This window comes from Clostridium sp. HCS.1 (assembly GCF_047900555.1).
In the GTDB taxonomy this organism is placed as follows: Bacteria; Bacillota; Clostridia; order Clostridiales; family Clostridiaceae; genus Clostridium.
Genome location: NZ_CP170704.1, coordinates 2080803 through 2095553, shown reverse-complemented (window position 1 = coordinate 2095553; position 14751 = coordinate 2080803). Strand labels below are relative to the sequence as shown.

General features: G+C 24.7%; 18 protein-coding genes. 15 read left to right on the top strand and 3 right to left on the bottom strand.

The features are described 5' to 3' along the window. Positions 1-16 precede the first annotated feature (16 nt). From ACFYH6_RS09895 to ACFYH6_RS09875, 5 genes are all read left to right on the top strand, one after another. Positions 17-562: a PH domain-containing protein gene (locus tag ACFYH6_RS09895; protein WP_416178524.1), complete on the top strand. Its 546-nt coding sequence runs from the start codon at positions 17-19 to the stop codon at positions 560-562. Further along, positions 549-1145 carry a PH domain-containing protein gene (locus ACFYH6_RS09890; protein ID WP_416178523.1) on the top strand — a complete coding sequence of 199 codons (597 nt, stop codon included), beginning with the start codon at positions 549-551 and terminating at the stop codon, positions 1143-1145. Before ACFYH6_RS09895 ends, ACFYH6_RS09890 begins: the two co-directional genes overlap by 14 nt. 48 nt (positions 1146-1193) lie before the next feature. Next, a complete protein-coding gene (locus ACFYH6_RS09885; protein ID WP_416178522.1) occupies positions 1194-2012 on the top strand; it encodes a PH domain-containing protein in 819 nt (272 codons plus the stop codon). 152 nt (positions 2013-2164) lie between these two features. Continuing rightward, a complete protein-coding gene (locus ACFYH6_RS09880; RefSeq protein WP_416178521.1) occupies positions 2165-2356 on the top strand; it encodes a DUF1450 domain-containing protein in 192 nt (63 codons plus the stop codon). Between the two features lie 84 nt (positions 2357-2440). Then, a complete protein-coding gene (locus ACFYH6_RS09875; RefSeq protein WP_416178520.1) occupies positions 2441-3328 on the top strand; it encodes a DMT family transporter in 888 nt (295 codons plus the stop codon). Positions 3329-3418: 90 nt separating this feature from the next. Here the strand turns inward: ACFYH6_RS09875 and ACFYH6_RS09870 are convergent, their stop codons facing one another. Together ACFYH6_RS09870 and ACFYH6_RS09865 are read right to left on the bottom strand one after the other, a co-directional pair. Next, positions 3419-3856 carry a GatB/YqeY domain-containing protein gene (locus ACFYH6_RS09870; RefSeq protein ID WP_416178519.1) on the bottom strand — a complete coding sequence of 146 codons (438 nt, stop codon included), beginning with the start codon at positions 3854-3856 and terminating at the stop codon, positions 3419-3421. A 101-nt stretch (positions 3857-3957) separates the two neighbouring features. Then, complete coding sequence (locus ACFYH6_RS09865) at positions 3958-4818, bottom strand: S66 family peptidase (RefSeq protein WP_416178518.1); 861 nt, start codon at positions 4816-4818, stop codon at positions 3958-3960. Positions 4819-4954: 136 nt separating this feature from the next. Between ACFYH6_RS09865 and ACFYH6_RS09860 the strand changes: the two genes are divergently transcribed. The 8 genes from ACFYH6_RS09860 to ACFYH6_RS09825 all read left to right on the top strand — a co-directional run bounded on the left by ACFYH6_RS09860 (position 4955) and on the right by ACFYH6_RS09825 (position 12423). Next, on the top strand, positions 4955-5362 hold the full coding sequence (locus ACFYH6_RS09860; protein ID WP_416178517.1) for a ribonuclease H family protein: 408 nt from the start codon (positions 4955-4957) through the stop codon (positions 5360-5362). 77 nt (positions 5363-5439) lie between these two features. Beyond that, positions 5440-5820: a desulfoferrodoxin gene (locus ACFYH6_RS09855; RefSeq protein ID WP_416178516.1), complete on the top strand. Its 381-nt coding sequence runs from the start codon at positions 5440-5442 to the stop codon at positions 5818-5820. Between the two features lie 97 nt (positions 5821-5917). Next, on the top strand, positions 5918-7078 hold the full coding sequence (locus ACFYH6_RS09850) for an MFS transporter (protein WP_416178515.1): 1161 nt from the start codon (positions 5918-5920) through the stop codon (positions 7076-7078). Then, a complete protein-coding gene (locus ACFYH6_RS09845) occupies positions 7079-7771 on the top strand; it encodes a M48 family metallopeptidase (protein ID WP_416178514.1) in 693 nt (230 codons plus the stop codon). Between the two features lie 163 nt (positions 7772-7934). Beyond that, positions 7935-9662: an ABC transporter ATP-binding protein gene (locus tag ACFYH6_RS09840; protein ID WP_416178513.1), complete on the top strand. Its 1728-nt coding sequence runs from the start codon at positions 7935-7937 to the stop codon at positions 9660-9662. Next, the gene (locus tag ACFYH6_RS09835) at positions 9663-11435 is read left to right on the top strand and encodes an ABC transporter ATP-binding protein (RefSeq protein WP_416178512.1); all 1773 of its coding nucleotides are present in this window, start codon (positions 9663-9665) and stop codon (positions 11433-11435) included. A gap of 74 nt (positions 11436-11509) precedes the next feature. Continuing rightward, the gene (locus ACFYH6_RS09830) at positions 11510-11737 is read left to right on the top strand and encodes a TIGR04540 family protein (RefSeq protein WP_316344797.1); all 228 of its coding nucleotides are present in this window, start codon (positions 11510-11512) and stop codon (positions 11735-11737) included. Positions 11738-11805: 68 nt separating this feature from the next. After that, positions 11806-12423, top strand: a complete 618-nt coding sequence (locus ACFYH6_RS09825) for a CoA pyrophosphatase (RefSeq protein ID WP_316344796.1) — start codon at positions 11806-11808, stop codon at positions 12421-12423. A gap of 131 nt (positions 12424-12554) precedes the next feature. Here ACFYH6_RS09825 and ACFYH6_RS09820 read toward each other — a convergent pair whose 3' ends face one another. Continuing rightward, complete coding sequence (locus ACFYH6_RS09820) at positions 12555-13841, bottom strand: NCS2 family permease (RefSeq protein ID WP_316344795.1); 1287 nt, start codon at positions 13839-13841, stop codon at positions 12555-12557. Positions 13842-14142: 301 nt separating this feature from the next. On the opposite strand from ACFYH6_RS09820, the gene ACFYH6_RS09815 reads away from it, so the two are divergent. Then, positions 14143-14409: a metal-sensing transcriptional repressor gene (locus tag ACFYH6_RS09815; RefSeq protein WP_291707428.1), complete on the top strand. Its 267-nt coding sequence runs from the start codon at positions 14143-14145 to the stop codon at positions 14407-14409. A 17-nt stretch (positions 14410-14426) separates the two neighbouring features. After that, positions 14427-14630, top strand: coding sequence for a heavy-metal-associated domain-containing protein (locus ACFYH6_RS09810; protein WP_316344794.1), 204 nt, complete (start codon positions 14427-14429; stop codon positions 14628-14630). The last annotated feature ends 121 nt before the right edge of the window (positions 14631-14751 follow it).

The window sequence follows — 14751 nt, the reverse complement described above, 5'->3', positions numbered from 1 at the left end:
TTAGGAGGGGACAATAATGCAAGAATACGAAAAACTTAATGTAAATGCTAAAAAGTCATGGGTTATATCACGATTAATAGGTACTTTAATTGTAGGTAGTATACTAATAACAATTAAAATATTTATGCCAAGAGTAACAGATGATAATAGCAAAATAAATGTATATTTTACTATTGGAAGCTTAATATTTATGTGCTTATTATTAACTAATTCCATTGTTTATCCAATAATTGAATATAAGCAATGGAGATATACTATAACAAAGGATAAGATTGAATTTACAGAAGGAATATTTTTTATTAGAAAAGTAATAATACCAATAATAAGAATTCAACATATTCAATTAAATCAAGGACCTATTAATAAAATTTTGAAATTATATAATATAAGTATATTTACTGCTGGAGGTCAACATAAGATTCCTAACATTGAAGTCAAAAAAGCAGAAGAAATAAGTGAGTATCTAAAAGAGTTAATTAATGTCAAAGCTCAAAATGATACAGAGACTTACGATGAGAATATTATTTTAGATGAAGGATTAAAAGAATATGATGAAAGATAATAAATACAGAAGATCTCATATGAATTATATTTTAGAAGAAAGCTTTAAGTCCATAAAATCTTTATTTGTATTTTTAATTTTAGCAATAACTAGCTTAGATAAAGGTGGAATTTATGTATTTATAGCATTGATATTATTAAGTATTTTAAATTCAGTTTTGAAGTGGTTTACTACAAAGTTCTATATAAATAACAACTTATTATTATATAATACAGGATTAATAAATAAACGAAAGTTAGAAATACCTTTAGATAAAATTAACACTATAGATATAAGTAGAAATATTTTTGATAGAATCTTTGATGTTTCTACTTTAAAGATTGATACAGGAGCAGTTAAAGAGGTTGGACAAGAAATTAAACTTAAGATTAATGAGAAGGATGCATATGAGATAAGAAATTTAATAAATGATTTAAGTAAAGAGAAAGATAATTATATAATAGACTCATTAAGAGATAATAATGAAATCTATTCTAAAAGCATAACCTTTAAAGAAATCGTTAAATATTCTTTTTGTAAATCAAAAATATTATGGGCTGCAGGAGGAGTATTTATAATAAATGATTTTATACTAAATTTATAAGACACCTTTAATATATCAATTATAAAAGATATTATAGAGAGTATTGATATGGATAAAGTATTTTCTATTGGATTAGTTAAAATGATTTTAATGATAATATGTTTATTTGTAATTGTATATATTTTAATAAGTATTCTATATATTATGTTTGAATCTATTAGACTTTATAATTTTACATTAATCAATGATAAAAATGATATTAAGATAAAATATGGTTTATTTACATTAAAAGAATATTCAATTCCTGTAGATAAGATATATGCCTTAAGATATAAACAAAATTTATTGCAACAATTCTTTAAAATATTTCAGATAGAAGTTGTAACAATTGGATATGGAGATGAAAAAAATGAGCAAGCTTTACTTTATCCCGTTGGAGATGTGAATTTTGTTAATTCAATACTGAAAGAGATTTTGCCATCATTTCAGTTTACTGGTGATATTAGTAAACCATCTAAAAAAGTTTTAAGTAGATTTATAGTTAAAAGATCTATTATTTTAATAATATTTCTTATAATTCCTTTATTATTTATAGTACCTAAAGAATTTTTATTAATAAAAATATCTTTAACAACCTTTTTAATTCTATATAATATATTTCTTGGATATCTTAATTATAGAAATACATCTTTAGGGGTTAATAAAGATTTAATTTTAGCTACTAACGGAAGTAATATGAAAGTTAAAACTATAATAAAACAAAAACATTTACAATCTGTAGAGGTAAAAGAGAATCCTTTTCAAAGGAAAAAGCAGGTTTGTGATTTTAAATTAGATATATATAGCAATAAATTAGGAGATATTGTGATAGTTAAAAATTTAGATAAAGGATTATTAAATAACATTGAGGAAAATTTAATTTTATAAAATTAAATATTACAATATTTAGAATAAGAATAAGAAAATAAAAGTAATTAAGAGAGAATTAATATTATTTAATAAAATTGGAACTTGAGAATAATTAGGACTACTAATATAATTAGCTTATAAAAATAGTAAAATAAAAGGAGAATAAAAATATGATATCAGTATGTCCAGTTTGCTCAGGAATAGATATAGATAAACTAGAGTTAAAGTTCGGAAGTGATAATGTTGAAGTTGGTTGCATAGGAGAATGTGGGGGAAGAGATGGTCTTATAATAGGCTATGCCGATGGAAACTATATTGAAACAGAAACAGAAGAGGAATTCATAAAGAAAGTTGAAGAATAATCAAAAAAACCTTAGAGATACCTCTAAGGTTTTTTTGATGTTTTTTTAATTTATATGTATTATATATTAGTAAGGAGTGATAAAATGAATAATTTAAGTGATAGGGTTAAAGGTATTATATTTATAACTTTTTCTGCATTTGGATTTGCAGCCATGTCTGCTTTTGTAAAATTAGCTGGAGACTTACCATCTTTTCAAAAAACATTTTTTAGAAATTTAGTTTCTTGTATAATTGCTTTAGTATTTATTATAAAGAATAAAGAAAGTTTTTTTGGTAAGAAAGATAGTCAAAAATTATTAATATTAAGATCAACCTTAGGAACTATCGGAATAGTTTTAAACTATTATTCTATAGATAGGTTAATACTTTCAGATGCTAATATGTTAAATAAGTTAAGTCCATTTTTTGTTATTATTTTTTCTGCTTTATTTCTTGGAGAAAAAATAAATTTAAAACAAATGATATCAATTATTATTGCATTTATGGGTGTAATTTTTATTATTAAACCTACATTTAATATTGATATTTTTCCATTTATAGTAGGTATATTGGGAGCAGTATTTGCAGCAGGGGCTTATACTTGTCTTAGAACTTTAGGTAGTAAAGAAAAACATTATACAGTAGTTTTTTATTTTTCATTATTTTCATTGATTGTAATTTTTCCTTTTATGTTAGCTGTATATAAGCCTATGTCTATGTCTCAATTAATATATCTTCTTTTAGCAGGTGTATTTGCTAGTATTGGACAATTTGGGATTACTATAGCTTATAAATATGCACCAGCAAAGGAAATATCAATATTTGATTATTCTAATATAATCTTTTCAGCTATAATTAGCTTTATGATTTTTGGCGTATTACCTGATGTATTAAGCTTTATTGGGTATGGAATAATTTTTGCAGCTTCTCTATATATGTTTATTTATAATAAAAAATTAGATAAGGCAGAAGTAAGAAAAAAAACAGTATAAATAAAAAGGTATCTATAATTTTACTTGCCTTGGATTTTTTCAAGGCATAAGTAAAATTAATAGATACCTTTTAAATTTCAAGAAAAGAAATTATTTAAGCAATTCTTTTACCATAGGATTAATTTTAGATCTATCAAACTTACCATTTACTTTTGGCATTATTTCTTTCATTATCTTACCCATATCAGATGGTCCGTAGTTTCCATTAGCAATTATTTCTTTAAGCATAGCTTCAACTTCTTCATCACTTAATTGAGCTGGTAGGTAAGGTGTAAGTAAATTAATAGCAAAGTTTCCTTCTTGTATTTTTTCTTCATCATTAAGTTGTATAGCATATTGAAGTGCTTCTTTTAATTGTTTAATTTGCTTTTCTATTATTTTAATAACCACTTCATCAGTAATATCTTTTCTTTCATTAACTTCATAAGCTTTAATTTCAGAGTTAACTAATCTTAAAACACTTACAGTTTGTTTGTCTCTAGCCTTCATAGCTGAAATTTCATTCTTTTTTAGTTCTTCTTTTAACATAAGTTCACCTCTATATAATATTTAATAATAACTATTTAGTATTATCTTACAAGTTAAATTATAACTTTAATATAATATTATTTCAACAAGGGAAGGGTACACTATTTTAATATTACCCTTTTTCCAATAGGAATAGCTTTTGAGTTAGGATTATGACCAAGTTCAGAAGTTTTAACAATTGGAAAGTTATAATCTTTTAATTTCTCTAAAAAGAAATTTTTAAGTTCAATATCACTATATGTTTTTTCCATTTCGCTAAAAGAACCAAGAATAAGTCCATTAATCTTTGAAAAAGCACCAATTTGTTTATATTGTGCTATAAAGGTTGAAATTTTATTTATATCACCACTAAGAGCTTCTAAAAATATAATTTTATTTTCAAATGATGGAATATATTCGGTACCAGCTAGTTTTAGAAAACAGCGAATATTACCACCTACTATTTTTCCTTCTATATAATTACCTTTTATAAAATCATAATTAATGGAATCTATCATATCCTCTTCTTTTAAAAAGTTATTAATAAAATAATCTTTTTGTACATCAGCACTTTCTCTTATTAAATTTCTTAATTGATAATTGAAATTTATTATATTTGTTTTTTCATATAAAGCATTTATCAAAACAGTTAAGTCACTATAACCTATAAAAGGCTTTTTAGAATTAATTATATCATCATAATTTAAATAATCTAATATTTCATTACATAAGTCTCCACCTGATAAATCAAAAATTGCTTTGATATTTGTATCATTATAAAACTTCATAAGTTCCTTAGCTCTAAATTCTGCAGGTAATGTTGTACCATCTGAATTGCTATATAGAGCTTCAGAAAGAGAGACATTAATATTTAATTTTTTTAGTATACTTACTAAATCATCTATCTTATTTTTTATATTTTCATTTAGCCCATTTGAGCATGATATTAACCCAATTGTATCATTACATTTTAATATACTCATTCTTATCTCCTTAATTTTATTATTTATTATAAGTATAAATATAATTTAAAGAAAATCAAATAAAGTATTGAACTATAGAATAATAAATATCCTTTTAGAATAATCTATAGAGTACAAGTTTATGAGTGGAGGATTTATGAAATATAGGCTTTATGTAAGTGGATTCTGTAATGAACCAAGAAATTCAGAAAGTAGCATGGGAATAGGAGGAGTAATCTTAAATGATACTGGTTATGAAAAAATTTTCTCAAAATATGTAGGAAAGGGGACTGTACTAGAAGCTCATGTTTATGGAATTTTACACGGAATTAATGAGATAAGTAAAGATGAAAAAATAAGTGACTTAACTATTTATAGTACAAATTTAATGATAATAAATTTTCTAAATAAAAAAAATGTTGAAATGCCAAAGAAAATAGAAAGTTTAACAAATAAATTGATTAAATCTATTGAAAATTTAGAAATCAGTATTAATTATGAGTATTTTGAAATAAATGAGTATAAATATGTAAGAAATTTAGCTGAAGAAGCTATTAAGATATAAGAAAAATTTGTAAAGAAATTACTAAAGTAGTATAATAAATATATAATAATTATTATTAATAATAAGGAGTGAATTATATGTTAGAAAAGTTACAAGTATACAAATGTGACGTTTGTGGAAACATGGTAGAGGTTTTAAATGTTGGTGGAGGTACTTTAACATGCTGTGGTAAACCAATGAGATTATTAACTGAAAATACAGTTGATGCTGCAGTTGAAAAACACATACCAGTTACTGAAGAAAAGGATGGAATGCTTTTTGTTAAAGTTGGTGAAGTAGAACATCCAATGACACCTGAACACTTTATTCAATGGATAGAAGTACTTACTAAAGATGGACAAGTCTTAAGAAAGCATTTAAACCCAGAAGAAAAACCATTAGCTGCATTTAAAGTAATTGGAGATGTGGACAGAGTTAGAGAATATTGTAATTTACATGGTTTGTGGAGTAACAAGTAAAAAGATTAGAATTTTAGGCTATCTATAAAAAGATAGCCTTTTATATTGTTTAAGGATATAATATTTATAATTAATAATTTGCAGGAGGATAATACTAATGAAAAAATATTATGGAATGACTACTTTTTTAACCTTTGGAGTATTTAGTATATTAACAACATTTTATTTTCCTTATCTAAATCAGGAAATAGGTCTTAATCTTAGTGAAGTTGGGAGAGTAGTATCTATAGGGGCCTTATTTACATTAATAGGTCAACCTATACTATCTAATAAATTTTCTAAGTCAAATAATAAAAATAGATTTATTTTGGGATATTTATTTTTAGTATTTATAGCTATAATTGGACTTATGTTTATAAATAAAGATTTAACTATAATATATGCACCTGTGTATGGATGTATTTTAGGTTCTTTAGCTGGGATTTTTGAAGTTTACATTGAAGAATTATGTATAAAAAGTGGATATGAATTTTCTGATGTAAGAAAATGGGGATCTATAGGATATGCAATAATTGTATTTGTTTCTGGAATTATAATTAATAAATTTGGATATAGAATTCTTCATATAATTGCCTTGATTATGATAGCTACAATGATGAGTGTTATCTTATTTAATTTTAAAGGAAATGTAAACATTAAAGAAAATCCTAATAAAGTAAAGTTTAGTGACTTATTTAAAAATAGAAATATAGTTTTACTGATTATAGTTGTATTTTTAGGCATGGGAAGCTATATGGGACTAGATTTTGCATATTCATCTTACTTGGTAAAAGTTGTTGGAGATGTAAATAAAGCCAATGAAATATATAGTAGCTCTATTAGTTTTAGAGTAGTTATAGAATTCTTTTCTTTTATGATTATTTCTAAATATTTTAGCAAATCAAATAGTAAAACCTGTTTAACTATTGCTTTATCTATTGCTGCCATTAGAATATTTATGTTTTCAACAGGAAATGTTATTTTAATTGTTTTAGGTGATCAATTACATGGTGTTATGTATGGATTATATTTAAGCTTCTTATTTAAATACTTAAGAGATATTTTACATGATGAATTAATAGCTACTTCATTTGCAGTGTTATCAGTTTTAAGTAGTGGAGGATCAAACTTTATATATCCAACAATATATACTTTTGTTCAAAGTATTTTTGGATATTTTGGAATGTATTTTTTCGGATTTATATTATTAGTTCTTTCAGTTATAATTTTCTTTATATTCTTACCTAATCCCAAAAGGATATATAAAGGTAATAATTAAATGAATAGAAGCATTTTAATAAATGGTAATGTTATTAATTATGATTTAATATTTAAAAATAAAAAAAACTTATCTATGAAATTAAATTCTAAAGGGGAATTAGTAGTTTATGCTCCTACGGATATAAGCATTGAATATATAGAAAAAATATTAAACAGTAAAGAAAAATGGATAACAACTAATATTAATAAAATAGAAAAAAGCAAAATTAATAATAACTATTCCAAAATACATTTTTTGGGTAATGAATTTACTTCAAAGATAGAGCTTTCTAATGATGATAATATTTATTTTGAAAAAGATATACTTATTATTAAAAGTAGAAATTTAGATGACACTTACATAGAAAATTTATTATCAAATTGGTATAAAATTCAGGCAAATATAATTGTGAAAGATCGAGTAAATAAATTAGCAGCAAAGTGCTCTCTATTCCCAACGAAATCTATAATTAGAAATCAAAAGACTAGATGGGGAAGCTGTAATAGCAAAAAAGAAATAAGATTAAATTGGAGACTTATATTAATGCCTTATTATGTGATGGATTATATAATAATACATGAACTCTGTCATCTAAAGTATATGAATCACTCAAAGGATTTTTGGAGTCTTGTAGAAAAATATGATACCAATTATAAGCTAGCTGAAATTTGGCTTAAAGAAAATGGAATTAATATAATGAGAATTAATTAAATATTATTATAAGGATGAATTTTATATTTTAATCTTTTTATTATAAAGATTAAGAATAAAATTCATTTTTTTGTTTATAAAGAGTATTTTATATAAATATAATACGTTGTATAATGTTATAAAGGAAAATATAGAGATTTTTATATTAAAAGGGGGCGTAAAGATGAATAGAATTATAAAATATTTATTTAAAGAAAAACTCTTACTTATTTTTGGCACAATTTCCATGGTGCTAATAATTTTGATAGACCAAATTACACCTATGTTACAAAAAATAATAGTGGACCGGGGCATATTAAATAAAGAATATTCAATTATAATTCCTATATTATTAATTTTTCTTTTAATAACATTATTTAAAGCTATTTTTGGTTATATAAAAGAATTTATATATGATTATATTAGTGCAAAGGTTCACTATAATATTAGAACTGAACTTTTTGATCATATACAAAGATTTGAATTTGATTTCTTCGATAAAACTAATACTGGAGAATTAATGTCTAGAATAGGAGAAGATGTTGAAAATATTTGGCAAACAATTTCATTTGGACTTAGACTATTTGTTGAAAATGTTTTATACTTTACATTTAGTACTATAATTTTATTTTATTTAAATTGGAAACTAACATTAATATGCCTACTTATACTTTCACCTATTGGAATATTGGCTGTTAAATTAGAAAAAAATTTAAATGAAGGTTATGAGGAAATAAGCGATAAGACAGTAGAAATCAATACTCGAGCACAAGAAAACATATCAGGTGTTAGATTAGTAAAAGCTTTTAGTCGTGAAAAGTATGAGATTAAAAGATTCCTATCTCTAAACAAGGATTACTATAATTTAAATATAAAGCAAGCAGATACCATATCTAAATCTTTCCCATTAATTGAGTTTTTAAGTAATATTACTTTAATAGTTATGATAATAGTTGGAGGTTATTTTGTATTAATTGATGAAATAACACTAGGTACTCTTGTGGCTTTTTCAGGATACATTTGGAATTTGATTTGGCCAATGAGACAAATTGGATGGCTTATGGATATACTTTCTAGAAATAAGGCTTCAGCTATGAAGATAAACAATATATTTGATAGGTTTACAAAAATAAATTCAGAAGAAGGAATAGAAATTAATAAGGTTAAAGGAGACATAGAATTTAATAATGTAAGTTTTAAATACGATGATGAAGTTATACTAAAGAATATCAATTTAAAAATCAAAAGTGGAAGTACTGTTGCTATTATGGGAGAAACAGGATCTGGTAAAACAACCTTATTATCTCTAATTGGTAGATATTATGATGCAACAGAGGGACATGTAAATATTGATGGAATTAATGTTAGAGATATAAAGCTTTCATCATTAAGAAAAAATATGGCAGTTGTTCAACAAGATACTTTTTTATTTTCTGATACAGTGGAAAATAACCTTAGATTTGGGAAAATAAATGCATCAATAAATGAAATTAAAGAAGGTGCTGAAAAAGCGTGTTCTTTAGAATTTATTGAAGAATTTGATAATGGATTGGACACTGAAATAGGTGAAAGAGGAGTAGGGCTTTCAGGAGGTCAAAAACAAAGATTATCAATTGCTAGAGCAATAATAAGAAATGCACCTATTCTTATATTGGATGATTCAACTTCTGCATTAGATATGGAAACTGAGCATAACTTACTTAAGAATCTAAATAAAATAAAAAAAGGTAAAACTACAATCCTAGTTGCACATAGAATTTCTGCTGTTAAAAATGCTGACTTAATTATATTTATGAAAAATGGAGAGATTACCGAAATGGGTACCCATGATGAATTAATTAGTAAGGGAAATAATTATTATAATGTATACAAGGAACAATTTAAAGATTTTAGCAATGTGGGGGTGAAATAAGTGCCTAAAGAGAATGAGACAAGTAAAACTAAGAAGGAAATTGTATTTAGATTACTTCATTACTTAAAGGATTATAGGAAGGAAACAATTATATCAATAGTACTTATGGGATTAATTACAATATCTAATAACTTAAATCCTTATTTAATGAAAATAGCTATAGATGACAATATAAAAAATAAAGACATAAAAGGATTAGTATATATAGGACTATTTCTAGTTGTTGTTAATATATTTGCTTTAATATTTCAAAAAATAAAATGGAAAGTAGTAAGCTATGCAACAAATAATATTTTAGTTAATATAAGAATGGAGTTATATACTCATATACAAAAGTTACCTTTTAGCTTTTTTGATAGCAGGCCTGTAGGTAAAATTCTTGCAAGAGTAATGGGGGATGTTAATGCGTTGAAGAATTTATTTGATCAAAGCATTCAATCTTTAATTCCAGAAATAATAAATCTTATATCTGTAGTTATTTTTATGTTAATTTTAAATTTTAAGTTAGCCTTAGCATGTATATTATTTTTACCATTTTTAGCTTTTGGAATGTTTATAATAGAAATAAATTCAAGAAAAAGATGGTCAGAATATAGAGATAAAAGATCCATACTAAATGGATATACTCATGAGGATATATCAGGAATAAAAGTAGTTCAATCCTACGCAAAAGAAGATGATACCAATGAAAAATTCCAGAAATTAGTTTGGGATCACTTAAAAAGTTTTATAGCTGCAGTAAAAGTCAATGACTTTATGTGGCCATTAGTTGAACTTTCTTGGGGGATAGGAACTATAATAGTTTTCTTTGTTGGATATAAGATGATTATAAGTGGTAATTTGGAAATTGGAACTTTATTAGCCTTTTCAATGTATATTGGTATGTTCTGGAGACCAATTATGAATTTATCTAACTTCTATAATACATTAATTACAAATTTATCTGCAGCAGACAGAATATTTGAGATATTAGATGTAGAACCATTTATTAAAGATGATTTAGATAAACCAGATATAGGAGAACTAAAAGGAAAAGTAGAATTTAAGAATGTATCCTTTGCCTATGATGATAATAAAGATTTAGTTCTAAAGAATGTTAGCTTTAAAGTTAAAGAAGGCGAAAAAATAGCATTAGTAGGTGAGACAGGTGCAGGAAAAACCACAATAGTTTCTTTAATAAGTAGATTTTATAATCCATCACAAGGTGATATATTAATTGATGATAAAAATATTTTTGAATATAATTTATCATCTTTAAGAAGTCAAATGGGAATAATGTTACAAGATACATTTTTATTTTCAGCAACAATTAAAGAAAACCTAAAGTATGGTAAGTTAGATGCTACTGATGAAGAGATTATTGAAGCAGCTAAGGCTGTAAATGCTCATGATTTTATTATGTCATTAGAACATGGTTATGATACATTAGTAAATGAAAGAGGAACTAGATTATCTCTTGGGCAAAGGCAATTATTATCTTTTGCAAGAGCATTGCTAGCGAATCCTAGAATATTAATTCTAGATGAAGCTACTTCAAATATTGATACTCAAACTGAAATTATTGTACAAAAGGGAATAGAACGTTTATTAGAAAACAGAACATCCTTTGTAATTGCCCATAGACTTTCTACAATTAGAGATTGTGATAAGATTATAGTAATAGATGGTGGTGAAATAAAAGAAGAAGGTACTCACGAAGAACTTATTAATTTAAAAGGATATTATTATGAATTATATGAAGCTCAATATAGATTTTTAAATAAAGGAGCTTAAAATTTTACTAGAAAAAATACTAATTTAACATTATAATATTTTTATAATTATATTTAATGTACAAGGAGATGAACATGAGAACTGTATATAGAAATCCAAAAGAATTAGCAACTTGTTTAAAGGACTTAGTAGATAATTATTTAGAGTTTTTAATGAGTTACGATGAACTAAAGGTAAAAGTTCAAAAAATAGTTTCTGCTAATGGGGAAAGAGTTTATAAAGATGGAAGAATTTCTTTAAAATTATATCCTTACTTAGGAGATGAAAGGGTAGAAATTATTAATAAAATAGTAGAAGAATAAAATTGTATTTATGCCTCCATAGAATTAATTTGCTAGGGAGGCTTTATTATAATTTGAGGTAGATAGTTATGGTAGATAAAATAATTGAAAAATATAAAAATTATACCCCATATATTAATGGATGGAATAATATGAAAAGAGCAGCTGTTGCAGTATTACTTGTTGATATAGAAGGAGATACTAAAATAGTTTTTCAAGTAAGAGCCTTCCATATGAGAAGTCAGCCTGGTGATATATCATTCCCTGGTGGGAAAATAGAAGATAATGAGGATCCTAAAGAAACGGTAAAGAGAGAAGTTTGTGAGGAGCTTGGATTAAATAAAGAAGATTTTGAGATAGTAACAGACTTAGATATATTAGTTACTCATTATGGATTAATTGTTCATCCCTTTTTAGGTTATATTAAAAATTATAATAATATAAGTATTAATAAAGATGAAGTAGACCATATATTTTTAGCATCAATTAATGAATTGATAAAAGTCAATCCAATAAATGATTTAAGTAAAATTAATGTAGAAAGAAATAAGAATTTTCCTTACCATTTAATAAAGGATGGAGAAAATTACAAATTTAAAGAAGGTCTATATAAATCTTTGTTTTATAATTATAAAAATTATACTATATGGGGAATGACAGCATTAATTTTAGAAAACTTTCTAAATTATATAAAAGAAGAAGTATAGCTTAAAATAAATAATCTATTGAAGTAATTTGCTTAAAATTACTTCAATAGATTTATTTTATAAATTTCTTTAGGAGTTTATCCTTAATTCTACATTTTTAATTATTAATTTTTCATTGTATAACAGCTTTTCTATATTGTATTAAGTAAAAGATAAACTATAAATGTAAATGAGATTAAATACATTACTATAGAAACATCTTTATATTTTTTTGTAGCAATTTTCATAATTGTATATGAAATAAATCCAAAAGCAATTCCATCTATTATACTGAAGGTTAATGGTATTAAAACTATTATTAAAAAGCTAGGAATAGCTTCGGAAATATCATTAAAATCAATATGTACTATACCTTTTATCATTAAGCTTCCTATAATTATTAATATAGGTGCAATAACCTCATTAGGGATTATATTAATAAAAGGAATAAAGATTAATGAGATTAATAGCAATAATCCTGATATTAATGATGTAAGCCCTGTCTTACCACCAGCTGCAACACCAGCAGTTCCTTCTACTGTTGATACTGATGGGCTAGTTCCAAGCAAACCACAAGCAATTGTAGATAAAGCTATTGAAATTAATGCTTTATTATTCTTTTCAGGAGCTTTTAATAATCCATTAACTTGACCATGTAATAAACCTATGTTTTCGAAAATAATAACTAAGGTTAATGAAAAAGTAGAAATCCAAAACTTTATATTCAAAAATTCCCTTAAGTCAATATTAAAGAATATATTTTTATATTCAGAAAAATTAGGAAGTGATAAAGTTAAATTAGTTATATCAACAAGTTTAAATAATATTGCCAGTATAGTACCAGTAACTATACTAATTAAAAAGCTTCCAGGTATATTCTTAGCGAATAGTATTACTGTTAATAAGAAAATCAAAATAAAGAATAATACTCTTTGGTTTGATAAATCTCCAATTCTTACTATAGTTGAAGGGTCAGATATAATAAGTCCACTCTTTTGAAGACCTAAAAAAGTTATAAATAGCCCTATTCCTATTGTAATTGATTCTTTTAAAGAATTTGGTATTGATTTATCTAAAATACTAGATAAAGGAGTTACTGCTACTAATAAAAACAATAATCCAGCAACTACAACACTACCCAATGCTTGGTTGAAAGTTAATCCCATACCTAATATGATAGTATAAGTAAAGAGAGCATTAATTCCCATTCCAGGCATCACTACTAATGGAGTATTACTTATTATAGCAACTAATAAGCAACCTATAAAAGAAGCAAGAACTGTTGCTATAATTAGCGGTTCTTGTGCTATACCTCCATCGCTTAAAATACTTGCATTAACTACAATAATATATACTGCAGCAAAAAAAGAAGTTAAACCAGCTACTAGCTCAGTTTTAAAATTAGTTTTATGTTCTTTTAATTTAAATAATTTGTCCATCCTTTCTGTAAAACCTCTTTTCTGTATCCCTCTCCCACCCACATCATTGATGCCTTACTATTATATCATTAAAGTTAATTTATAAAATATAAAAAATGAAAAAATCATAAAAATCGACAAAATAATCAAAAAAATACTATATTACTTAATTTTATTCTTTTAATAAAAAAATATACATTATTTTATTAAGGTTTGTATAATGTTTTTGAATTTTCAAATAATAATTATAGTAAGAATATTGACAAACTATTTGTAAATACTATAATTTAATATATACCCCGATAGGGTGGGGAGGTGTATTATGAAAGAAGATAGAAAAAAAGCTATGCAATCTTTAAAGACAGCTAGGGGACAAATTGATGGAATTATTAAAATGATAGAGGAAGATAGGTATTGTATAGATATCTCTAATCAGATTTTTGCAGCACAGTCTTTACTTAAAAAGGCTAATTTAATAATCTTAGAAAATCATTTATCACATTGCGTTAAAGATGCATGTATAAGTGGCAATGGTGACGAAAAAATAGATGAGATTATGAAAATATTGGATAAAGTTATAACAAGATAAAAAAAGGAGAGATTTTTATGAAAAAGATAATTAACATAGAAGGTATGAGCTGTAATCATTGTGTTGCTCATGTAAAAGAAGCTTTAGAAGGAATTCATGGAGTAAATATAGTGAGTGTTAGTTTAGAGGGGAAAAATGCTATAGTTGAAACTGAAGTTAATAATGACACTTTAATTAATGCAATAGAAGAAGAAGGCTATGATGTTGTATCAATAGAATAATATAAGAAATATTTAATATTTAAGAGAAAGAGGAAAAAATAAATAAATTACAATTTTTTGTTCCCTCTACAATTAATAAAAAGTATTATGCTAGTGTGAATTATATATAGGTAAAATCACA

Bases quoted from the DNA above. Each gene is read 5' to 3' on its own strand.
- ACFYH6_RS09875 (WP_416178520.1), top strand. From the start codon at position 2,441: ATGAATAATTTAAGTGATAGGGTTAAAGGTATTATATTTATAACTTTT.
- ACFYH6_RS09830 (WP_316344797.1), top strand. From the start codon at position 11,510: ATGAGAACTGTATATAGAAATCCAAAAGAATTAGCAACTTGTTTAAAG.
- ACFYH6_RS09885 (WP_416178522.1), top strand. From the start codon at position 1,194: ATGGATAAAGTATTTTCTATTGGATTAGTTAAAATGATTTTAATGATA.
- ACFYH6_RS09810 (WP_316344794.1), top strand. From the start codon at position 14,427: ATGAAAAAGATAATTAACATAGAAGGTATGAGCTGTAATCATTGTGTT.
- ACFYH6_RS09855 (WP_416178516.1), top strand. From the start codon at position 5,440: ATGTTAGAAAAGTTACAAGTATACAAATGTGACGTTTGTGGAAACATG.
- ACFYH6_RS09890 (WP_416178523.1), top strand. From the start codon at position 549: ATGATGAAAGATAATAAATACAGAAGATCTCATATGAATTATATTTTA.
- ACFYH6_RS09880 (WP_416178521.1), top strand. From the start codon at position 2,165: ATGATATCAGTATGTCCAGTTTGCTCAGGAATAGATATAGATAAACTA.
- ACFYH6_RS09815 (WP_291707428.1), top strand. From the start codon at position 14,143: ATGAAAGAAGATAGAAAAAAAGCTATGCAATCTTTAAAGACAGCTAGG.
- ACFYH6_RS09870 (WP_416178519.1), bottom strand. From the start codon at position 3,856: ATGTTAAAAGAAGAACTAAAAAAGAATGAAATTTCAGCTATGAAGGCT.
- ACFYH6_RS09845 (WP_416178514.1), top strand. From the start codon at position 7,079: ATGAATAGAAGCATTTTAATAAATGGTAATGTTATTAATTATGATTTA.
- ACFYH6_RS09865 (WP_416178518.1), bottom strand. From the start codon at position 4,818: ATGAGTATATTAAAATGTAATGATACAATTGGGTTAATATCATGCTCA.
- ACFYH6_RS09895 (WP_416178524.1), top strand. From the start codon at position 17: ATGCAAGAATACGAAAAACTTAATGTAAATGCTAAAAAGTCATGGGTT.
- ACFYH6_RS09825 (WP_316344796.1), top strand. From the start codon at position 11,806: ATGGTAGATAAAATAATTGAAAAATATAAAAATTATACCCCATATATT.
- ACFYH6_RS09850 (WP_416178515.1), top strand. From the start codon at position 5,918: ATGAAAAAATATTATGGAATGACTACTTTTTTAACCTTTGGAGTATTT.
- ACFYH6_RS09840 (WP_416178513.1), top strand. From the start codon at position 7,935: ATGAATAGAATTATAAAATATTTATTTAAAGAAAAACTCTTACTTATT.
- ACFYH6_RS09820 (WP_316344795.1), bottom strand. From the start codon at position 13,841: ATGGACAAATTATTTAAATTAAAAGAACATAAAACTAATTTTAAAACT.
- ACFYH6_RS09860 (WP_416178517.1), top strand. From the start codon at position 4,955: ATGAAATATAGGCTTTATGTAAGTGGATTCTGTAATGAACCAAGAAAT.